The organism is Kitasatospora sp. NPDC059722, from assembly GCF_042733235.1.
GTDB lineage: Bacteria > Actinomycetota > Actinomycetes > Streptomycetales > Streptomycetaceae > Kitasatospora.
This window is the reverse complement of sequence record NZ_JBHWGD010000039.1, coordinates 1-20,121: the sequence shown is the minus strand read 5'-3', so window position 1 is coordinate 20,121 and position 20,121 is coordinate 1. Positions and strand designations below refer to the sequence as shown.

Genomic DNA, 20,121 nt, shown 5'->3' with positions numbered 1-20,121 from the left:
GACCCGGGCCGCTCAGTAGCGCCCGCCGGTCGCCGACGGGATCGCGTCCAGCTCGGCGAGGTCCGCCGCGGAGAGCACGACGTCGGCCGCGCCGGCGTTGTCCACCAGGTAGCGCGGGGTCCGGGTGCCCGGGATCGGGAAGACGTACCGGCCCTGCGCCAGCGTCCAGGCCAGCGCGACCTGCGCGGGCGTCGCGCCGATCCGCTCGGCGACCTCCCTGACCTTCGCGACCAGCGCCAGGTTCGCCTTGAGCGCGTCCTGCTGGAAGCGCGGCAGCCGGCGGCGGAAGTCGTCGGCGGGCAGCTCGTCGAAGGAGGAGATGCTGCCGGTCAGGAAGCCGCGGCCGAGCGGCGAGAACGGCAGGAACGCGATGCCCTGCTCCTCGGTGTACGGCAGGACGTCGGCCAGGGCGTCCCGGGTCCAGAGCGAGAGCTCGGACTGCACGGAGGCCACCGGGTGCACCGACTGAGCCCGCTTGATCTCCTCGACGGTCGCCTCGGACAGGCCGATCCGCCGCGCCTTGCCGGCCTGGACGACCTCGGCGAAGGCGCCCCAGGTCTCCTCGATCGGGACGGCCGGGTCGACCCGGTGCAGCTGGTAGAGGTCGACGTGGTCGGTGCCGAGACGGCGCAGGCTCTCGTCGATCGAGCGCCGCACGTGCTCGGGGCGCCCGTTGCGGTCCCCCTGGCCGCTGCCGCCCGGGACGATGCCGACCTTGGTGGCGAGGAACGCGCGCTCGCGGTACGGGCCTGCGAGGGCGGCGCCGACCACCTCCTCGTTGGTGTAGGGCCCGTACATGTCGGCCGTGTCGATCAGCGTGACGCCGAGGTCCAGCGCCTGGCGGATCACCTGGACGGACTTCTCGTCGTCCCGGTTCCCCACGTCGTAGGCGTGGGTCATCCCCATGCAGCCGAGGCCGAGGACGCCGATCTCCGGGCCGTTGAGTCCGAACGGGGCGGTGCGCATGATGACGGTTCTCCGATCTGGTGGCTCAGTTCCGGTGGCCCGGTTCCCGTGGCCCGGCGGGCCGACCTGCTCAGCGGGCCAACGGGGAACAGCCTCCACCTTGGAGTGCACTCGAGGTCAAGCGCGGCACGGTTCCGGGCCCGTGCGGAACCGTGCGGAACCGTCTCCTTAAACGCGTCCTAAAACCTGCTCACGGCGGGCCCCCGGGACCGGGGAAGTGCTTGACGTGCACAGCTGGTCTAGTCCAGTTTGATCCTCAGCACCCCACGCAGCTCCCCCGCACACACAGCTCCCCCGCACCGGACCACGCCCCCAGTCGGCCGCCCGCCCGCGCCCCCACCTGTGCGGCACGAGCGGCCCACCGTCCCCGAGAGGCACCCCCATGCCCACCGCGCCCCACGACGCCCCCGCGCACCGCCGGTCCCCGGGCCGCACCAAGCTGTTGAGCCTCGCCGCGGCCACCGCGCTCGCGGCCGGCGGCCTCGCCGCCCTCGCCGGGAACGCCGGCGCCGCCGACACCAACCTGCTCGCCAACGCCGGCTTCGAGAGCGGCTCGCTGAACCCGTGGAGCTGTTCCGCCGGTACCGGAAGCGTCGTCAACTCCGGTGCCCACGGCGGCACCTACGCGCTCAAGGGCGCGGCGAGCGCGAGCGACACCGCGCAGTGCGGACAGACCGTCAGCGTGCAGCCCAACACGACGTACTCGCTGAGCGCCTGGGTGCAGGGCCAGTACGTGTACCTCGGCGCCACCGGCAACGGCGTCACGGACCCGGCCACCTGGACCCCCGGCGGCACCGGCTGGCAGCAGCTGTCGACCGGTTTCACCACCGGCCCGAGCACCACCAGCGTCACCGTCTACCTGCACGGCTGGTACGGGCAGGGCGCCTACCTCGCCGACGACGTCACCCTCACCGGCCCCGGCGGCGGAGGACCCAGCCCGACCGCCACGCCGACCGTGACGCCCACCGGCACCCCGACGGGCACCCCGACCGGCGGACCGGGCACCCCGCCGCCGAACGTCGCCCTCCCGGTCGCCCCCTACATCGACATGGGCGCCTGGCCCACGCCGTCCATGCCCGACATGGCCAAGGCCGGCAACCTCAAGGGCTACACGATGGGCTTCGTGACCGGTGTCGGCTGCAAGGCCAGCTGGTTCAACGCCTACGACCCGCGCACCGGCTGGGCCAAGGACCAGGTGGACGCGCTGCGCGCGGCCGGCGGCGACGTCAAGCTCTCCTTCGGCGGCGCGAGCGGCACCGAACTCGCCGCCGCCTGCACCACCGTGGACTCGCTGTTCGCCGAGTACGACGCCGTGGTGAAGGCCTACAACCTGCGCTACGTCGACTTCGACATCGAGGGCGCGGCGATCGCCGACACCGCCTCCAACGACCGCCGCTCGGCCGCGCTCGCCAAGCTCCAGCAGGCCAACCCGGGCCTCAAGGTGTCGTTCACCCTGCCAGTCCTGCCGGAGGGCCTGACCTCCGACGGCGTCGCCATCGTCAAGTCGGCCCGGGACGCGGGCGTGAGCGTCGACCTGGTGAACATCATGGCGATGGACTACTACCGCTCCGGCACCGACTACGGCAACGCCGCCGTCCAGGCCGCGCAGGCCCTGTTCGGCCAGCTCAAGGCGCTGTACCCGGCGAAGACCGACGCGCAGCTGTGGGCCGCGGTCGGCGTGACCCCGATGATCGGCGAGAACGACGACCACCAGGTCTACAACCAGGCGGCCGCCCAGCAGTTGGTGACCTTCGCCCAGCAGAACCACCTCGGCCTGCTGGCCTTCTGGGACGCCACCCGGGACGCCGACGCGTGCACCGGCGGTTCGCTGTCCAAGTGCACCAACATCCCGCAGCAGCCGTACGAGTTCGCCAAGATCTTCGCGAAGTACGCGGGCTGACCAGGGGATTCCCTGCGGCGGGGGGGGGGGGGGGGGGGCGGGGCCCCCCCCCCCCCGCCCCCCCCCCGCCGTTCGCACCCCACCGTTCGCACCCGGCCGGCTCGCACCCCGGTTTATTGAGGTCACATCACATGCGACCCTCCGTTACAGTCCGACCCACGGCACGACCACAAGGGGGCGGACATGACGGTCCGGACGATTCGAACGGAAGACCACCAGCACGACCGGGCCACCGGCCGCGCCGCCGCGGGCGCCGCTGCCGGCAGCGCCGCGGAGACCGTCACCGCCGAGGAACTCGCCGCGCTCGGCCGCACCCTGCGCCGCCTGCGCGACCTGCCGCCCCACGACCGCACCCGCCTGCACGCCGAGCGACAGCTCAGCTCCTTCGTGATGGAGAGCCGCAAGCGCCGCCGCCAGGAGGCCAAGCAGGCCGTCCGGGACGCCGACGCCGCCCTGCTCGCCACCACCGCGACCGGCGCCCTCGACCGGCGCGAGGACGCCCCGCTCGCCCCGGCCGGCGGGGAGCCGGCCGGCCGGCCCGTCGGGGAGCTGCGCACACCGCGCCGGTGCTACGTCTGCAAACAGCAGTACCGCGAGGTCGACGGCTTCTACCACATGCTCTGCCCGGACTGCGCCGCCGACAACACCGCCCGGCGCGGCCTCCGCACCGACCTGCGCGGGCGCCGCGCGCTGCTCACCGGTGGCCGGGTCAAGATCGGCTTCCAGCTCGCGCTCATGCTGCTGCGCGACGGCGCCGAGCTGACGGTCACCACCCGCTTCCCGCACGACACCGTCCGCCGCTTCCGCGCCGCCGAGGGCAGCGCGCAGTGGTGGGAGCGGCTCACCGTCGTCGGGATAGACCTGCGCGACCCGCGCCAGGTCCTCGGGCTCACCGAGCAACTGCGCTCCGACGGACGGCCGTTGGACATCCTGATCAACAACGCCGCGCAGACCCTGCGCCGCCCGCCCGAGTCGTACGCGCTGCTCGCCGCCGGGGAGCACGACGCCCTGCCCGCCGCCGACCGCCGCACCGTCGCGCACGCCCCGGGCTTCCGGCCGATGCCCGCGCTCACCGCCGCCTGGCCCGCCGCGGAGCTCGACCCCGCCCCGGCCGCGGCGCACGGGCTGCTCACCCTGCCCGACGAGGCCGGCCTGCTGCCCGACCTCGCCCCCGGCAACTCGTGGTCCGCCCGGCTCGGCGAGCTCGACCCGGCGGAGGTGCTGGAGACGCAGCTGGTCAACGCGCTGGCCCCGGCCCTGCTCTGCGACCGCCTGCTCCCCCTCCTGCTCGCCTCCCCGCACCCGCGCCGCTACGTCGTCAACGTGACCGCCGTCGAGGGCCGCTTCGCCGTCGCCAACAAGACCGGCGGCCACCCGCACACCAACATGGCCAAGGCCGCCCTCAACATGCTCACCCGCACGAGCGCCGCCGAACTCGCCCGCCAGGGCGTGCACATGTGCGCCGTCGACACCGGCTGGATCACCGACGAGAACCCGGCCCCGAAGAAGGCCCGGATCGCCGACCGGGGCTTCCGCACGCCCCTCGACATCGTCGACGGCGCCGCCCGCGTCTACGACCCGATCGTCCGGGGCGAGTCCGGCTCCCCGGTGTCGGGGGTGTTCCTCAAGGACTACCGGGAGGCCGCGTGGTGACCCCGGGATAGGCTGCGGCGATCAGGATCGCCGCATCGGGGGGAACGCATGGCGCCGGACAACGAACTGACGCACGCCTGGGTGCACGGGCTGGCCGCGGCCCGCCGCTGCCCGACGCCGGTCGAGGTGCCGTGGGGGCTGCGGGTCGACGTCGGACGCGGCAGGGAGTCCGTGCGGCACGTCCTGCTGCGGACCGACGAGCGGAGCGTCCGGGCCGCCGCGGCCGCCGCCGACCGGCCGTACGTGCGGATCAAGGGGTTCGTCGAGCCGGAGGCGGCCCTCGGCCTGCTCGGCCCGGCCTGGGAGCGCAACGCCGACGAGCTGATGATGACGACCGTGCTGCGCCGGGAGGAGGTCCGCCTGCCCGCCGGCTACACGGCGGAGGTCGAGCGCGGCAACGGCGTGGCGTACGCCCGACTCCTCACCCCGGACGGCGAGTTCGCGGCCGGCGGCCACACCGGGGTGCACGGCGCGCTCGCGGTGTTCGACCGCTTCGAGACCGACGGGGCCCACCGGCGCCGCGGGCTCGGCAGCGCGGTGATGCGGCTGCTGACCGACGCCGCCCTCGACGCGGGCGCGGAGACGGCCGCCCTCGGCGCGACGGAGGAGGGGCGGGCGCTGTACGCCTCGCTCGGCTGGGAACTGCGGGGCCTCATGGCCGGGTTCGTCCGCCGCACCTGACCGGCGCACCCGGCCTCCGCACCCGACCGGCACACCCGGCCTCCGCACCCGGCCTCCGCACCCGACCGGCACACTCGACGAACACCCCCACGAGCCACACCTCAGCGACGCACCCGCGCGCCACACCCGAGCCGCCGTCTCAGCGGCCGGTGGCCAGGTTGGCGCCGCCGGTGCAGTCGAGGACCACGCCCGTCACGAAGGTGTTGGCCGCGAGCATGTGGATCGCGCGGGCCACGTCCTCCGGACGGCCGACCCGCCCGACCGGCGTGGTGGCGGCGAGGCCGTCGAACAGCGCCTTGCGCTGCTCCTCGGGCACGCGCTCCCACCACGGGGTGTCGACCACGCCGGGCGACACCGCGTTGACCCGCAGCGGCGCGAGCTCGACCGCCAGCGGCGGCACCATCGCCTCCAGCGCGCCGTTGATGGCGGCCAGTCCGGCGGTGCCCGGGATCGCGGCGCGCGCCGAGGCGGCGGTGATCAGCGTGACGGAGCCGTCCGCCCGAAGGTGCGGCAGGGCCGCCTGGAGGACCCGGACCTGCGGCCAGAACTTGGCGTCGAACCCGTGCGCGAGGTCGGCCAGGTCGAGCCGGGCGAACGGTCCGGAGCCGGCCGCACCGCTGACGGCGAGGACCAGGTGGTCGACGGTGCCGCCCCCGGCGAAGAAGGCCGCGACGGCGGCGGTGTCCGTCGCGTCGACCGACGCGCCGGTGGCCTTGCCGCCGATCCGCGCGACGGCCGCGTCGAGGCGCCCGCGGTCCCGTCCGGTGATCACGACCTCCGCGCCGTCGGCGGCGAACGCGGTGGCCGCGGCCTCGCCGATGCCCGAGCTGCCGCCCATCACGACGACGCGCTGTCCGGCGAAGAGGTCCGACGTGGTGTTCATGGTGGTGCTTCCTTCCGGCTTGTCGAGACTGTCCGTTCCGGTAATGATGATTGTCGAGACTGTTAGTCTTGTCAATGGAGGACCCAGACAGCTGGAGCCGGGACGACCGCAGGACGAGAGGACGACCGATGAACGCGACGGACCCCCAGCCGGGCGCCGCCCGCCCGCACACCGGACGCCGCCGCAACGAGGCCGCCCACCGGGCCATCCTCGACGCGGCCCTGCGCCTCCTCGCCGAGTCCGACGGCACGCCCGTGACCATCGACGCCATCGCCCGCACCGCCGGCGTCGGCAAGCAGACCGTCTACCGCTGGTGGCCCTCCAAGGGCGCCGTCCTCCTGGACGCCCTCTCCGACCGCGCCGACCAGGACGTCGCGGGCCCCGACACCGGAGACCTCCGCGCCGACCTGCGCGCCTTCGTCGCCACCACCTTCGACGCCGCCCAGCAGGACACCACCGCCTCCGCCCTGCGCACCCTCGTCCGCGAGGCCGCCCGCGACCCCCACCTGGCCGACCTGATGCAGACCTTCACCGCCACCCGCCGGACCGCCCTGCGCGAGCTCCTCGCCCGCGGGCGCGAGCGCGGCCAGCTCCGCGGGGACGCCGACCTCGACCTGATCGTCGACCAGGTCTACGGCGTCTTCTGGTACCGGTTCCTGCTCGGCCACGCGCCCCTGGACGCCGACGCCGCCGACCGGCTCGCCGCATCGCTGGTCGCCGGGGCGGCGCAGTAGCGGCCCCGGCGAACGACGCGTGCGCAGGAAGTCGGCCGATCCGACGTCCTGCGCACACCACCCCGGCGGCCACCACCCCGGTGGCCAGCACCCCGGCGGCCAGTACTCTGGTGGCCAGTACTCCGGCGGCCGGTACCCCGGTGGCCGGCGCCCCGGCGGTTACCGGACGCCCACGGGCCGGCGGCGGCGGTAGTACGCGAAGGCCAGGGCCAGCACGATCGGGCCCCACAGCATCGCCGGGCCGACGCACACCCGGGCCAGCGCCAGCCACCAGCCGTTCCGGTAGCCGACCTCGTCGACCACACCGGTCCACGCGAGCGGCTGGAGGTCGAACAGCCCCACCAGGACCAGCCCGCCCACCACGGCGGGCCCGGCGGCCGCGAGCGGCGGCACCCGGCGGCCCGCGAGGAACGGCACCCAGCGCGGGAAGACCTCGCCCCACCCCGCGACCAGACCGAGGGTCAGCAGGCAGAGCGCCTCGGTGAGCACGCTCAGCCCGACCACGTAGCCCGGCGCCCACCAGGGCATCGGCGGCCGTCTCGGGTCGATCGTGCCCATCTCGAAGCCGGCCGCGAAGGGGAGCCGCCACAGACAGTGCGGCAGCACGACGAACGGGAGGGCCTTCGCCAGCCACAAGGCCCAACGCTGCACGGGTCGTTCGGTGTCGCCCAGGGGAATCGTGATCGCCATGGCTCCACTCTCGCGGCGCCCCCGGGCCCGGACGTCGTCCACCCGGCCGAACCCGGCCGGACCCCCTCCCCCACGAGAGCTATCCGGCGTCCGCCAGGAGGCAGACGTACGAACGATCCGCGCGCGACGGATGCGGCTGCTCCACGCGCGTGGTGACGGTGAATCCGTCGAGCGTGAGCAGCTCGACGAGCCGCGGGACGGGCACCAGATGGGACTCGTACGACACCGGGTGCCCGTACCCCTCGGCCGGCCGCAGATGGACGTCCCCCACGTGGCCGCCGAGCAGCAGCCGACCCCCGGGGCGGAGCACGCGCCGGAACTCGCGGAACAGCGCGGGCAGTTGTGCGGGCGGCGTGTGATGGACGGAGTACCAGGCCAGGATGCCGCCGAGACCGCCGTCCGCGGCCTCCAGCGCTCCCATCGAGCCCCGCACGAACCGGAGTCCGGGGTGCGCGAGCCGGGCGAGCCGGACCATCTCGTCCGACACGTCCACCCCGAACACGTCGAGCCCGAGCCCGGCCAGGTACGCCGCCACCCGCCCGGGCCCGCACCCCAGATCCGCCACCGGCCCACCGCCCGAGGACCGGACGAGCTCGGCGAAGGCGGCCAGCATCGCGCGCGAGACCGGGTCCAACTCCTCGGGCGGGATGACGAGTCGGACGTAGTCGGTGGCGACGGCGTTGTAGGACGCGCGGACGGCGGCGAGGTGGGCGGGTTCGGTCATGCGCCCGATCCTGCCGCGCGACAGCCGACAGGAGAAAGCACAAGTCCAGGCCGGACCGTTTCGGTTCGAGCGTGCTGGGGCCGGACGGCCGGCTGACGGGCGCTCACTGCACGGTCAGGTACCGCTGCTCGCTCGATCCGCTGACGCAGACCAACGCGCCGCAGTTGGAACCGTTCGAGGTGAAGACGCTCCACAGGTACGTGCCCGGGCTCGTCGGGACCCAGGTGTACGACGTCGCGGCCTGCCACGGGAGGTTCTGCCACGTGCCGTTCGGGAGGAGCAGGTCCACCTGGGAGCTGGTGCCGGATGCCGCCCAGGACAGCTGGACGGGCTGCCCGGCACGGACCACCGCCCGGGAGGCGGGGAACACCAGGATCGGCGCGGAGGGGACGTGCGCCAGCTGGTTCACCGAGCTGCCGCCCGGGGGCTTGACGTACAGGTAGCGGACGCCGCTCATGCCGCTGGCGGCCTTCTGGGAGGCGCTGGTCGCGCTGTCCACGGCCCACTGGTAGAGGCCCGGAGTGGTCGGCGTGAAGGTGCAGTCGGCGGAGGTCAACGAGCCGGAGACGCGCCACTGGCCGTCGCCGGCCTTGGTGAGGACCCTGGTCACCGCACCGGTCTTGGTCCAGCTGAGGGTGACCGGGACGCCTTGTTCGACGGTGGCGTTGTCGGCCGGGACGGCGAGGGCCGGGATGCCCGGCAGGTCGGCCGGCGGGCTCGGGGGGCCCGTCGTCTCGGCCGGGCCCGGGCCTCCCGCGTTGCCGTTGACCCCGCCGTTGACGCAGTCGGGCGGCCTGCCGTCGTCGGTCGCGACGACGAAGCCGTTGCCGAGGTCGTGCGTGTCGCGCGTGTCGGGGGTGTCGCGCTGGAGGTACAGCGGCACGGCGACGGCCGCGGCGACGAGCGCGAGGACCGCGGGGAGCAGCAGCCACGGCCTGGCCCGGCGTCGACCCCCGCCGGGCGGTGGCACGTTGGAGAACACGGTCGGCGTCCGGCCGACCGCGGGCGGCGGCACGGGCGGGGCGGTGACGGGCGGTGCGGCGAGCGGCGGAGCCGCGGGCGGCGGCGGGGCGGCCGCCGGCTCCACCCACGGCGTGTCCGGGACGGCGGGCCGCGCCCGCAGCGGTTCCGGCAGCCACGAACCGCTCGCCCCGCCGTACTCGGGCGGCCCGAGTACGGCGACGAGCTGGGCGGGGGCCGGCCGGCCGACCGGGTGGCGGGCCAGGCAGGAGGCGACGACGGGCCGCAGCTGCTCGGGCACGCCGGACAGGTCGGGCTCGCTGTGCATGATCCGGTAGAGCAGGACCTGCGGGTCCCCGGTGCCCCAGGGCGAGCAGCCGGCCGCGTGGCAGAGCACCCGGCCGAGCGCGAACACGTCGGCGGCGGGGCCGACCACGCCGCCCGCGATCTGCTCGGGGGCCATGTAGCCGGGCGTGCCGAGCACGACCTGGGTGCGGGTGATGGAGGCGCCGTCCAGGGCCCGGGCGATGCCGAAGTCGATGACCCGCGGGCCGTCCTCGCTCAGCAGGACGTTGGAGGGCTTGAGGTCCCGGTGCACCAGGCCGGCCCGGTGGATCGCCTCCAGCGCCTCGGCCAGGCCGGCGCCGAGCACCCGCAGCGCCGGTTCGGGCAGTGGTCCGTGCGCGGCGACGGCCGCCTCCAGGGAGGGCCCGGCGATGTGCGCGGTGACCAGCCACGGCGGGTCACCGTCCGGGTCGGCGTCGACGACCTGCGCGGTGTGGAAGCCGCCGACCCGCCGGACGGCTTCCAGTTCGCGGGTGAAGCGGCGGCGGAACTCCGGGTCCGTCGCCAGGTCCCAGTGGACGCACTTCACCGCGACCAGCCGTCCGCCCGGGGACCGCCCCAGGTAGACGACCCCCATCCCGCCACTGCCGAGCCGGGCCAGCAGCCGGTACCGGCCGCCGACCGTCGTCGGATCGGTGGGTCTCAAGGCCTCCACGTCCACCCCCGGCGTGTCCGCACGTTCGTCCGATTGATCGTCAACTCCCCTACGGTGCACCCGCATCATGGCAGGTGTCACTCGTATGGAAAAGCTGTCACCGTTCCGTGAAGAAGATCGGCCGGGCGGCGCGGGGGCCTCAGTGCGGGATCGCCGCGATCAGCTCGTGGGCGCCCTGCCGCTTGAGGGCCAGGGCCGTCGAGGTGCCGAGGTCCTCGGGGGTGAGCGCGCCGGCCCACTCGTGGGCGTCCAGCACCTGCTTGCCGTCCGGGCTGAAGACCCGTCCGCGCATCGACAGGCGGCCGTCCGGCTCGGCGTGCGCGTAGCCGGCGATCGGGCTGTTGCAGTGGCCCTGGAGGACGTGCAGGAACATCCGCTCGGCGGTGGCCTCGCGCCAGGTGTCGTGATGGCCGAGCGCGGCGACCGCGGCGATCGTGGCCTCGTCGTCCTCGCGGCACTGCAGGACGAGGATGCCCGCGCCGATCGGCGGGCACATCGCGTCGACGCCGAGGACCTCGGTGACGCGCGCCGACTCGCCGATCCGCTCCAGCCCGGAGACGGCCAGCAGCAGCGCGTCCGCCTCGCCCGCGGCGAGCTTGGCGAGCCGGCTGTTGGCGTTGCCGCGGATCGGCACGCACACCAGGTGCGGGTGGGAGGCGGCGAGCTGGGCGACCCGGCGGACGGAGGAGGTGCCGATCCGGGTGCCGGGCGGCAGCTCGTCGAGGGTCAGGCCGCCGGGGTGGACGAGGGCGTCGCGGATGTCGTCGCGGCGCAGGTAGGCGGCGAAGACGGTGCCGGCGGGCAGCGGGCGGTCGGCGGGCACGTCCTTGAGGCAGTGCACGGCGACGTCGGCCTCCCCGGCGAGCAGCGCGGCGTCCACCTCCTTGGTGAACGCGCCCTTGCCGCCGAGCCGGGCGAGGTCGCCCGTCCACCGGTCGCCGGAGGTGGTCACCGGCACCACCTCGGTGCGCAACCCCGGGTGCGCGACGGCGAGTTCGGCGCGGACGCGCTCGACCTGGGCGAGTGCCATGGGCGAGGAGCGGGAGACGATGCGGATCAGCTCAGCGGTGGCCATGGCGCGATGATAGGCGCCCGCGCGCGACCTCGGTGACGGCGTCTCAAGTGCCGCAATCCGGAGGAAGCCCGCGGGCGCCCGGTCCCCGCCCCTACTCGTTGTGGAGCACCTCGGCGATGTCCCTACTCGTTGTGGAGCACCTCGGCGATCGGCAGCCGGGCCGCCGCACGGGCCGGGACGAGCGCGCCGAGGACGGCGATCGCGACGCCCGCCAGGGCGAGGCCGGCCAGCAGCGGGGCGCCCCAGACGTCGATCGTCCGCTCGGGGAAGTCGATGAGCCGGACGTTCTCCACGATCAGCCGGTGCACCAGGATCCCGACCGGGATGCCGATGATCCCGCTGGCCACGCCCTGCCAGGCCACCGAGGTGACCGTCATGGCGACGACCTGCCGGGGCGTCATGCCGATCGACTTCAGCGTGCCGAGGTCGCGGCGGCGTTCGCGGATGGTGAGCAGCAGGGTGTTGAAGACGCCGAGCGCGGCGACGACGGACAGCAGGACGGTGAACGTCGTGCTGAAGGTCCGGATCGCGACGATGCCCCCGTCCGATCCCGCCGCGTAGACCGAGGGCGAGAGGCTCGGGTCGGCGGCCGTGACCGCCTTCAGGTACGCCTCGGCGTCGGTGCCGTCGGCGAGCCGCACGTCGTACTCGACCACGTGCGGGTCGGGGGTGAGCAGGGCCCTGGTGGCGTCGTTGGAGGAGATCGCGTTGGCGTTGCCCTCGTTCTCCTCGCCGACGATGGTGACGGTGGTCCGTGCGCCGTCCAGGACCAGGGTGAGCCGGTCGCCGAGCTTGACCCCGTGCTGGTCGAGGAAGCCCGGACCGGCCTCGATCTCGTTCGGCCCGGTCGCCGGGCGGCCCTCGACCGCCTGGAGCCGCCGCTGGTCGACCGCGTCGTCGCCGCCGTAGAAGTCGGCGAAGACGAGCTGGGGCTGGCCGAGGACGCCGAGCCGGACCAGCCCGCGGACGGAGACCCGCTCGGCGCCGGGGGTGGCGCGGAGCATCGCCTCGGTCTGCTCGGGGGTCAGCCGGGGCTCGGTCCCGCTGCCGGAGAAGCCGGCGGTCGCCACGACGACGTGGGTCTTGCGGTCGGGCGTGGGCAGGGTCCTGGCCAGGGTGCTGCTCACCCCGGTGGTCACGGTGACGGTGACCACGCCGAGCACGATCGCCGCCATGGTCAGCGCGGTGCGGGCGGGGCGGGCGAAGGGCTGGCCGAGGCCGAGGCTGACGGCGCGCGGCAGCCGGGTGCCGCTCAGCCACCGCTGGATCCCGAGCCCGCGGCCGTTGCGCGGCGCGCTGCCGGCCGAGATCGCCTGGGCGGCGGACAGCCGGTGGGCGCGCGAGGCGGGCACGAGGGCGGCGAGGGCGACCAGCAGCGGGACGCCGATCACGGTGGCGGCGGGCAGCCACCCGGCCGGCTCGATCACCGCGGTGCCGGTCGAGATCCCGCTGAAGGCGGCCCGGAGGATCGGGTACGACGCCGCCCAGCCCGCCGCCGTGCCGAGGACGGTGCCGACGACCGCGGGCACCGAGACCATGGTCAGGTAGACCACCACCACCTGGCGCGGGGTGAACCCGATCGACTTCAGCACGCCGATGTGCCGGTAGCCGGAGACCACCGCGCCGCTCACCACGTTGCCGACGATCAGCGCGGCGACGACCAGGCCGAGCACGCCGAAGACCGTCATCAGCGGCAGGTAGGCGTCGGCGCCCACCGAGAAGGCCCGCTTGAGCACCAGGTAGGACTGCGCGCTGGCGACGGCGTCCTTCGGCAGGCCCTCGGTGGCACCGGCGAGCGAAGCGGTGAGCTGCTGCTCGGTGGCCGCGTCGGTGAAGCGGTAGAGCATCTGCCGCCCGGTGGGGTGCAGGGCGGCCGCCTGTTCGGGGGTGACCCAGCCGCCGGCGGACTGGCTCATGCCGGTCGCGAAGCCGACGACGGTGAGCTTCAGCCCGGTGCTGGTGGTGAGCGGCGTGCCGACGTACTTCGCCGCGGCGCCCCCGGCCGGGTTGTTCACCACCACCTCGCCGGGTGCGTCGGCCCAGCGGCCGGCCAGCAGTCGCACCCGGTCCACCGGGCCGGCCCGGTCGGCCCGGCCGACCAGGGTCAGCGGGCCCCGCGCGTGGCCGATCCACTCGGTGGGGATTTCCACCACGGCCTGGTCGAAGGGCCCGGCGGCCGCCTCGACGCCCGGCCGGTGGGCGGTGGCGGCCAGTTGCTCCGGCGAGGCCTCGGCCGGGTCGAAGAGGGCGGTGACGTGCGCGCCGCGCTCGGCCTCGAAGGCGGTGTCGAACGGCGCCCGGGCGGCGCTGATCACCGCGAGGGCGAGCAGCACGGTCGCGGTGGAGCAGAAGACGACCAGGCCGATCACGACGGTCTGCACCCGGCGGCGCTTCACCGCCGCCCGGGAGGCCCGCCACACGGCTCCACTCATGCGCCCACCCCGCTCCGCTCGGCAGCCGATGACCGGCGCACGCACCTCATGTCCGTTCGCTCGCTCTGCTCGTTCACGACGACGCCTCCAGCGAGCGCTCCCGCGCCACCCGGCCGTCCGCCATCTCCACCAGCCGACTGGCGCAGCGCGCGGCCAGGTCGGGGTCGTGGGTGACGATCAGCAGGGTCTGCCCGATCTGGTTGAGGTCGATCAGCAGGTCCATCACCTGCTCGCCCGAGCGGCTGTCCAGGGCGCCGGTCGGCTCGTCCGCGAGCAGCAGCGCCGGGCGGTTCATCAGGGCCCGGGCGACGGCGACGCGCTGGCGCTCGCCGCCGCTGAGGGTGGCCGGGTAGGTGTCCTTGCGGTGGGCGACGCCGAGTTCGTCGAGCAGTTCCAGGGCCCGGCGGCGCGCCTGCTTGGCGGTGGTGCCGGTCAACTGGGCGGCGAGGGCGACGTTGTCGAGGGCCGGCAGGTCGTCGATGAGGTTGAAGAACTGGAAGATCATGCCGACGTGGCGGCGCCGGAACAGCGCGAGTCCGGTCTCGTCCAGCCGCCCGAGGTCCTGGCCGTGCACCCGGACAGTGCCCGAGGTCGGCCGGTCCAGGCCGGCGACCATGTTCAGCAGGGTGGACTTGCCGCAGCCCGAGGGGCCCATCACGGCCACCGCCTCGCCCGGCCGGATCGTCAGGTCGACCCCGTCCAGGGCCCGCGCGTCGCCGAACTCCTTGTGCACCCCGGACAGCTCGACGACGGCCTGCGCGCCGCCGGGTCCGGACGTCCCGTCGTGAACGTTTCTCATGGACGACGACGGTAGGCGGGCGGCCCGGGCACCGCGTCCCACCTGGGGTGTAACCGTCGGGGGCGGTAGTACCGGGGATGTACGGGACCGGCACCCCCGGATGATGCGGATCACGCCCCGGGCTGGGAAGCTGGCGGTGTGTGGGGAACGGGGTGGCAGTGGGCGGCGCTCGCCGCGGCGGGCGGATCGGCCGGCGCGGCCGGCTGGCTGGGCGTGGCGCTCGCGCGGGCGCGGCGGCTGCACCGGGCGGCGGTCGGGGAGCGCGGCTGGCTGCTGGAGCGCGAGCGGGAGAGCGCCGCGCGGACCGCGGTCGACGCCGAACGGGCGCGCATCGCCGCCGAGTTGCACGACATCGTCAGCCACAACGTGAGCGTGATGGTGGTGCAGGCGGGCGCCGCGCGCGAGGTCCTCGCCACCATGCCCGAGGAGGCCGCCGCCGCGATGGCCGCCGTGGAGGCCGCCGGCCGCGACACCATGACCGAACTGCGCCACCTGCTCGGCCTGCTCGCCCCGGCGGCGGACGGCTCCGAGGAGGAGGACCCGGACGGCTTCGCGCCGCAGCCGAGCCTCGCCCGGCTCGGCCCGCTCATCGACCGCTTCGCCTTCGCCGGCCTGCCGGTGGAGGTCCGCGTCTCCGGCGAGCCGCGCCCGCTGCCCGGGGGCATCGACGTGACGGCGTACCGGATCATCCAGGAGGCGCTCACCAACGCGCTCAAGCACGGGGACGGGGTGACGGCGGACGTGACCGTGCGCTACGCGGACCACTACCTGCGGGTCGAGGTGCTCAACCGCGGGCCCAGCGTGCTCTCCGGCGGCACGGCGCCCGCCAGGGCGGCCGACGGCGCCGGGCGCGGGCTGCTCGGCCTGCGCGAGCGCGTCGCCGTGTACGGCGGGGACTTCGACGCCCGGCGCCGGCTGGGCGGCGGCTTCCGGGTCCGCGCGCGCATCCCGCTGGACCGGCCGTGAGCGCCCCGTCCCCGGAGGAGGCGGTGGCCGGGGGCGCCGAGCGCCGCCCGCGCGTCGTGATCGCCGACGACCAGGAGCTCGTCCGCACCGGCTTCCGCATGATCCTCACCGCGCGCGGCATCGACGTGGTCGCCGAGGCCGCCGACGGCGCCGGGGCGGTGGCCGCCGCCGTCGCGCACCGGCCGGACGTCGCGCTCCTCGACATCCGGATGCCCGGCACGGACGGCCTGGAGGCGGCCCGCCGGATCCTCGCGCTGGTGCCCGGCTGCCGGGTCGTCATGCTGACCACCTTCGACCTCGACCACTACGTGTACGCGGCCCTGGCCGCCGGGGCGAGCGGCTTCCTCCTCAAGGACGTCACCTCCGCCCACCTCGCCGCCGCCGTCCGCCTCGTGGCCACCGGCGACGCCCTCCTCGCGCCCTCCATCACCCGCCGCCTCGTCGAGCGCTTCGCCTCCGGCACGGCCCCCGCCGACGCGGGCGCCGCCACCGTGCACCGGGACCTCGCACCGCTCACGCCCCGCGAGGTGGAGGTGCTCACCCTGATGGGCCGCGGACTGTCCAACGGCGAGCTGGCGCGCGAACTGACGCTCAGCGAATCGACGGTGAAGACGCACGTGGCCCGGATCTTCGCCAAACTCGACCTGCGCGACCGGGCCCAGGCCGTGGTCCTCGCGTACGAGACCGGCCTGGTCACCCCAAGGGGGCGGTGAGCGGGCCGGGTTGCGAACCGTCGCGCTCAACTCCCGTGATTCGCACGAAAATCATCTATCTAACTCGTTCGAGGTAACTGGCTTCCTCCACCACATTTTTGCCAGCCCATGGGGGAACATCTGCATGTCCGCGCCCGGACGGGTCATCCCCCTCCGGGCGGCATCACCCTCAGCCTTTGGATCGGCCCGTGACTACCTCCGCCCCCGTGTGGGACTGCCCCTTCAACCACACCGAAGGCCTGGAGTTCGACCCCCTCCTCAAGCGGCTGCTCGCCGAGGCCCCGGTCGCCCGGATCCGGCTGCCGCACGGCGAGGGCGAGGCCTGGCTGGCCACCCGCTACGAGGACGTCCGGACCGTCACCACCGACCGCCGCTTCAGCCGCGCCGCCGGCATCGGGCGGGACCTCCCCCGCATGACGCCCGCCCCGATCGCCCAGGCCGAGGCGATCAACCTGATGGACCCGCCCGCCCACAACCGGCTGCGCCGCCTCGTCGCCCAGGGCTTCACCAACCGCCAGGTCGAGCGGATGCGGGCGCACACCCAGCGGATCGTCGACGGGTACCTCGACGAGATGGCCGAACACGGCGCCCCCGCCGACCTCGTGCACTTCCTCTCCTCCCGGCTCCCGCTCACCACCATCTGCGAGATGCTCGACATCCCCGAGCAGGACCGCGCCGAACTGCGCGGCCACGCCGTCGCGATGATGGCCATGAGCCCGGACGGCCGCGAGGGCCAGGAGCGCGCCAAGGCCGCGCTGCGCGCCTACTTCACCGAGCTGACCGCCGCCCGCCGCCGCGCCCCCGGCGAGGACCTGATCAGTGCCCTCGCCACCGCCCGCGACGGCGACGAACTGCTGGACGACGACGAGCTCGCCGTCATGGCGATGGTGCTCCTGGTCACCGGCCACGACACCAGCACCTACCAGCTCAGCAACATCACCTACACCCTGCTCACCCACCCCGAGCAGCTCGCCAAGCTCCGCGCCCAGCCCGACCTCCTGCCCCGCGCCCTGGAGGAGCTGCTGCGCTTCATCCCGTTCCGCCAGGGCGTCGGCATCGCCCGGGTCGCCACCGAGGACGTCGAACTGGGCGGGGTGCTCGTCCGGGCCGGCGAGCCGGTGCACGTCTCCTACCTGGCCGCCAACCGCGACCCGGCGTTCTACGAGCGGCCCGACGAGCTCGACCTCGACCGCGGCGCGCCCACCCACATGACCTTCGGGTACGGCCAGCACCACTGCCTCGGCGCCCACCTGGCCCGGATGGAGCTCCAGGTCGCCATCGGCACGCTGCTGCGGCGGTTCCCCGGGCTGCGCCTGGCCGTGCCGCCGGCCGAGCTCGACTGGCGGACGGGCTCCATCTGGCGCTACCCGCGGGTCCTGCCGCTCGCCTGGTGACCCGCCGCGCCACCGCGCCCGTCCGTCCACCGCCACCACCACCGGGCACCGGCCGCCCCGCGCGCCGGGCCCGGCCGCCCGTCGGCCCACCCACGGGCCACCCAGGGGAGACCGCGTACCCATGGCAACACTCTGCCGCCCCGCCATCGCCGTGCCCGAGCACGTCATCACCCTCGACGAGACCCTCGACCTGGCCCGCGCGATGCACGCCGGCCACCCCCAACTCGGCCTCGCGCTACGGCTGATCGAGAACACCGGCGTGCGGACCCGGCACCTGGTCCAGCCCATCGAGCAGACCCTGCGCCACCCCGGCTTCACCGCCCGCAACGCCGTCTACGAGCGGGAGGCCAAGCGCCGCGTCCCCGAGGTGGTCGAAGCGGCCCTGCGCAACGCCCAGTTGGGCGCCCAGGACATCGACCTCCTGATCTACGTGTCGTGCACCGGCTTCATGATGCCGTCGATGACCGCCTGGCTCATCAACACCATGGGCCTGCGCCCGGACACCCGCCAGATGCCGATCGCCCAGCTCGGCTGCGCGGCCGGCGGCGCCGCCGTCAACCGCGCGCACGACTTCTGCCGCGCCTACCCGGGCGCCAACGTGCTCATCGTCGCCTGCGAGTTCTGCTCGCTGTGCTACCAGCCGACCGACCTCGGCGTCGGCTCGCTGCTCTCCAACGGCCTCTTCGGGGACGCCGTCGCCGCCGTGGTGATGCGCGGGCACGGCGGCACCGGGGTGTCGGTCGAGCGCAACGGCTCGCACCTCGTCCCGGACACCGAGAACTGGATCTCCTACGGGGTCAGGGACACCGGCTTCCACTTCCAGCTCGACCGGCGCGTGCCCGGCACGATGGAGATGCTCGCACCCGCCCTGCGCGGCCTGGCCGGCGAGCACGGCTGGGACGTGTCGGGGCTCGGCTTCTACATCGTCCACGCCGGGGGCCCGCGCATCCTCGACGACCTGTGCCACTTCCTCAACCTCGAACCGGCGATGTTCCGTTACAGCCGGGCCACGCTGACCGAGCGCGGCAACATCGCGAGCGCCGTCGTCTTCGACGCCCTCGCCCGGCTGTTCGCCGACGGCGGCGCGGCCGACGGCACCCACGGGCTGATCGCCGGCTTCGGCCCCGGCATCACCGCCGAGATCTCGCTGGGGAGTTGGGTGTCCGCGCCGCGCGGCGTCGCGCAGCCCCGGCGGCCGCGCGCCATCGCCACCGCCGACCTCTCTCGCGTCCACCCCGGTGTCCCCCGCCGTTTCCCGGCCGGCACTACGATCACCGAATGACCGATACCACGGACCGCACCGACACCGCCCCCTCCGCCAGAGCCGCCGAACTCGCCGCGCTCTTCCCCGCGTTGCACGCGCCGCAGTACTGGGCCTGGGGGAGGTACGACGCGCAGTTCTCGACCGAGCTGCCGCCGGACGGCCTGGTGACCAACATCCACCTGGTGGGCTTCGCGGACGGCGGCGTGGTGCTCTGCCGGGACGACCGGGACCACTGGTTCCTGCCCGGCGGCACGCGCGAACAGGACGAGACCGTCGCCGACTGCCTGCGGCGCGAGCTCAGGGAGGAGGCGGGCGCCCGGCTGCTCGGCGAGCCCGCCTGGCTCGGCGCGCACCGCTGCCGCACGGACGACCCGACGCCCTACCGGCCCTGGCAGCCGCACCCGGAGAAGGCGTGGCTGTGGGGCTGGGCGGAGGTCGCGCTGGACTCCGCGCCGACCAACCCCTCGGACGGCGAGCAGGTCGTCGAGGTCCGCGCACTGCCGGCGGCCGAGGCGCAGCGGCTCCTGGTGGACTCGCACGAGGCCTGGTGGGGCGAGCTGATCGGGCTCGCGGTGGAGCTGCGGCGGCGGGCGGGGCTCGGCTGAGACCGCGTCCCGCAGCGGTATTCCCACCCCGGGCGAAGATCACCGGAACGGCCCAGCAGCAGTGCGCACCGTCCATTTTGCGATGATATGACTCGGCCATGGACACCTCTTCGTTGGCCGCCTCGCTGGCCGTGGACTACCCGGTGCTCAACATCTTCTGGACGATGCTGGAGCTGTTCCTCTGGGTGCTCTGGTTCTTCCTGCTGTTCAAGATCATCACGGACATCTTCCGCAGCCACGACCTGAGCGGCTGGGGCAAGGCCGGCTGGCTGGTCCTGGTGATCATCCTGCCGCTGATCGGCGTGCTCGCCTACCTGATCGCGCGCGGCGAGGGCATGGGGAAACGGGACGTCGCCCAGGCACAGCAGGCCGAGGCAGCCGTCCAGGCGTACATCCGGGACGCGGCCGGGACCTCCGGGGCCCCGGCGGACGGCGCCGGGCGCAGCCACGTCGACGACCTGGCGACGCTGGCGGACCTGAAGGACAAGGGCCTCATCTCCGCCGAGGAGTACCAGCGGGCCAAGGACAAGCTCCTGGTGTGAGCATGCGACCGGCGTGAGCGTGTGACCGGCGTGAGCGGAAACGGCGGAACGGCCGGGGCCGGCGGGGGCGGGGGGGGGGGTGGGCGGCGCCGCCCCCGCCCGCCGGCCGGGGGGCGACAGGGGGCGGCTCTCTCTCGCAG

Annotated in this window: 18 protein-coding genes; 10 read left to right on the top strand and 8 right to left on the bottom strand. The window is 74.6% G+C overall.

From position 1 onward, the window contains the following. Positions 1 to 12: 12 nt before the first annotated feature. Positions 13 to 966: an aldo/keto reductase gene (locus tag ACFV4F_RS23940; protein ID WP_380505322.1), complete on the bottom strand. Its 954-nt coding sequence runs from the start codon at positions 964 to 966 to the stop codon at positions 13 to 15. A gap of 382 nt (positions 967 to 1,348) precedes the next feature. Here ACFV4F_RS23940 and ACFV4F_RS23935 point away from each other — a divergent pair, with 382 nt between their 5' ends. From ACFV4F_RS23935 to ACFV4F_RS23925, 3 genes are all read left to right on the top strand, one after another. Continuing rightward, complete coding sequence (locus ACFV4F_RS23935; protein ID WP_380505319.1) at positions 1,349 to 2,866, top strand: carbohydrate binding domain-containing protein; 1,518 nt, start codon at positions 1,349 to 1,351, stop codon at positions 2,864 to 2,866. Between the two features lie 183 nt (positions 2,867 to 3,049). Next, positions 3,050 to 4,519 carry an SDR family oxidoreductase gene (locus ACFV4F_RS23930; RefSeq protein WP_380505317.1) on the top strand — a complete coding sequence of 490 codons (1,470 nt, stop codon included), beginning with the start codon at positions 3,050 to 3,052 and terminating at the stop codon, positions 4,517 to 4,519. Between the two features lie 48 nt (positions 4,520 to 4,567). Further along, on the top strand, positions 4,568 to 5,200 hold the full coding sequence (locus tag ACFV4F_RS23925; protein ID WP_380505315.1) for a GNAT family N-acetyltransferase: 633 nt from the start codon (positions 4,568 to 4,570) through the stop codon (positions 5,198 to 5,200). Between the two features lie 139 nt (positions 5,201 to 5,339). Here ACFV4F_RS23925 and ACFV4F_RS23920 read toward each other — a convergent pair whose 3' ends face one another. Further along, complete coding sequence (locus ACFV4F_RS23920; protein WP_380437519.1) at positions 5,340 to 6,083, bottom strand: SDR family oxidoreductase; 744 nt, start codon at positions 6,081 to 6,083, stop codon at positions 5,340 to 5,342. 128 nt (positions 6,084 to 6,211) lie between these two features. Between ACFV4F_RS23920 and ACFV4F_RS23915 the strand changes: the two genes are divergently transcribed. Further along, complete coding sequence (locus ACFV4F_RS23915) at positions 6,212 to 6,817, top strand: TetR/AcrR family transcriptional regulator (RefSeq protein WP_380505312.1); 606 nt, start codon at positions 6,212 to 6,214, stop codon at positions 6,815 to 6,817. A 159-nt stretch (positions 6,818 to 6,976) separates the two neighbouring features. Here ACFV4F_RS23915 and ACFV4F_RS23910 read toward each other — a convergent pair whose 3' ends face one another. From ACFV4F_RS23910 to ACFV4F_RS23885, 6 genes are all read right to left on the bottom strand, one after another. After that, the gene (locus ACFV4F_RS23910; protein WP_380505309.1) at positions 6,977 to 7,507 is read right to left on the bottom strand and encodes a hypothetical protein; all 531 of its coding nucleotides are present in this window, start codon (positions 7,505 to 7,507) and stop codon (positions 6,977 to 6,979) included. 79 nt (positions 7,508 to 7,586) lie between these two features. Beyond that, positions 7,587 to 8,231, bottom strand: a complete 645-nt coding sequence (locus tag ACFV4F_RS23905; RefSeq protein WP_380505306.1) for a class I SAM-dependent methyltransferase — start codon at positions 8,229 to 8,231, stop codon at positions 7,587 to 7,589. 103 nt (positions 8,232 to 8,334) lie between these two features. Beyond that, entirely contained in the window at positions 8,335 to 10,182 is a 1,848-nt protein-coding gene (locus tag ACFV4F_RS23900; RefSeq protein WP_380505303.1) for a protein kinase, read from the bottom strand. 148 nt (positions 10,183 to 10,330) lie between these two features. Further along, positions 10,331 to 11,266: a hydroxymethylbilane synthase gene (hemC, locus tag ACFV4F_RS23895; protein WP_380437529.1), complete on the bottom strand. Its 936-nt coding sequence runs from the start codon at positions 11,264 to 11,266 to the stop codon at positions 10,331 to 10,333. 122 nt (positions 11,267 to 11,388) lie between these two features. Continuing rightward, positions 11,389 to 13,698 carry an ABC transporter permease gene (locus ACFV4F_RS23890; RefSeq protein ID WP_380505300.1) on the bottom strand — a complete coding sequence of 770 codons (2,310 nt, stop codon included), beginning with the start codon at positions 13,696 to 13,698 and terminating at the stop codon, positions 11,389 to 11,391. Between the two features lie 73 nt (positions 13,699 to 13,771). Continuing rightward, positions 13,772 to 14,497, bottom strand: coding sequence for an ABC transporter ATP-binding protein (locus ACFV4F_RS23885; protein WP_380437533.1), 726 nt, complete (start codon positions 14,495 to 14,497; stop codon positions 13,772 to 13,774). 138 nt (positions 14,498 to 14,635) lie between these two features. On the opposite strand from ACFV4F_RS23885, the gene ACFV4F_RS23880 reads away from it, so the two are divergent. From ACFV4F_RS23880 to ACFV4F_RS23855, 6 genes are all read left to right on the top strand, one after another. Continuing rightward, positions 14,636 to 15,463, top strand: a complete 828-nt coding sequence (locus tag ACFV4F_RS23880; RefSeq protein ID WP_380437535.1) for a sensor histidine kinase — start codon at positions 14,636 to 14,638, stop codon at positions 15,461 to 15,463. A 98-nt stretch (positions 15,464 to 15,561) separates the two neighbouring features. Then, a complete protein-coding gene (locus ACFV4F_RS23875) occupies positions 15,562 to 16,176 on the top strand; it encodes a response regulator (RefSeq protein ID WP_380437572.1) in 615 nt (204 codons plus the stop codon). 188 nt (positions 16,177 to 16,364) lie between these two features. Further along, a complete protein-coding gene (locus ACFV4F_RS23870; RefSeq protein WP_380437536.1) occupies positions 16,365 to 17,570 on the top strand; it encodes a cytochrome P450 in 1,206 nt (401 codons plus the stop codon). A gap of 121 nt (positions 17,571 to 17,691) precedes the next feature. Beyond that, a complete protein-coding gene (locus tag ACFV4F_RS23865; protein ID WP_380437538.1) occupies positions 17,692 to 18,852 on the top strand; it encodes a type III polyketide synthase in 1,161 nt (386 codons plus the stop codon). Next, positions 18,849 to 19,439 carry an NUDIX domain-containing protein gene (locus tag ACFV4F_RS23860; protein ID WP_380498272.1) on the top strand — a complete coding sequence of 197 codons (591 nt, stop codon included), beginning with the start codon at positions 18,849 to 18,851 and terminating at the stop codon, positions 19,437 to 19,439. Before ACFV4F_RS23865 ends, ACFV4F_RS23860 begins: the two co-directional genes overlap by 4 nt. A 98-nt stretch (positions 19,440 to 19,537) precedes the next feature. Further along, positions 19,538 to 19,981: an SHOCT domain-containing protein gene (locus tag ACFV4F_RS23855; RefSeq protein ID WP_380505297.1), complete on the top strand. Its 444-nt coding sequence runs from the start codon at positions 19,538 to 19,540 to the stop codon at positions 19,979 to 19,981. The last annotated feature ends 140 nt before the right edge of the window (positions 19,982 to 20,121 follow it).

Bases quoted from the DNA above. Each gene is read 5' to 3' on its own strand.
- ACFV4F_RS23890 (WP_380505300.1), bottom strand. From the start codon at position 13,698: ATGAGTGGAGCCGTGTGGCGGGCCTCCCGGGCGGCGGTGAAGCGCCGC.
- ACFV4F_RS23885 (WP_380437533.1), bottom strand. From the start codon at position 14,497: ATGAGAAACGTTCACGACGGGACGTCCGGACCCGGCGGCGCGCAGGCC.
- ACFV4F_RS23920 (WP_380437519.1), bottom strand. From the start codon at position 6,083: ATGAACACCACGTCGGACCTCTTCGCCGGACAGCGCGTCGTCGTGATG.
- ACFV4F_RS23925 (WP_380505315.1), top strand. From the start codon at position 4,568: ATGGCGCCGGACAACGAACTGACGCACGCCTGGGTGCACGGGCTGGCC.
- ACFV4F_RS23930 (WP_380505317.1), top strand. From the start codon at position 3,050: ATGACGGTCCGGACGATTCGAACGGAAGACCACCAGCACGACCGGGCC.
- ACFV4F_RS23935 (WP_380505319.1), top strand. From the start codon at position 1,349: ATGCCCACCGCGCCCCACGACGCCCCCGCGCACCGCCGGTCCCCGGGC.
- ACFV4F_RS23860 (WP_380498272.1), top strand. From the start codon at position 18,849: ATGACCGATACCACGGACCGCACCGACACCGCCCCCTCCGCCAGAGCC.
- ACFV4F_RS23915 (WP_380505312.1), top strand. From the start codon at position 6,212: ATGAACGCGACGGACCCCCAGCCGGGCGCCGCCCGCCCGCACACCGGA.
- ACFV4F_RS23905 (WP_380505306.1), bottom strand. From the start codon at position 8,231: ATGACCGAACCCGCCCACCTCGCCGCCGTCCGCGCGTCCTACAACGCC.
- ACFV4F_RS23940 (WP_380505322.1), bottom strand. From the start codon at position 966: ATGCGCACCGCCCCGTTCGGACTCAACGGCCCGGAGATCGGCGTCCTC.
- ACFV4F_RS23865 (WP_380437538.1), top strand. From the start codon at position 17,692: ATGGCAACACTCTGCCGCCCCGCCATCGCCGTGCCCGAGCACGTCATC.
- ACFV4F_RS23910 (WP_380505309.1), bottom strand. From the start codon at position 7,507: ATGGCGATCACGATTCCCCTGGGCGACACCGAACGACCCGTGCAGCGT.
- ACFV4F_RS23855 (WP_380505297.1), top strand. From the start codon at position 19,538: ATGGACACCTCTTCGTTGGCCGCCTCGCTGGCCGTGGACTACCCGGTG.
- ACFV4F_RS23875 (WP_380437572.1), top strand. From the start codon at position 15,562: ATGATCCTCACCGCGCGCGGCATCGACGTGGTCGCCGAGGCCGCCGAC.
- hemC (WP_380437529.1), bottom strand. From the start codon at position 11,266: ATGGCCACCGCTGAGCTGATCCGCATCGTCTCCCGCTCCTCGCCCATG.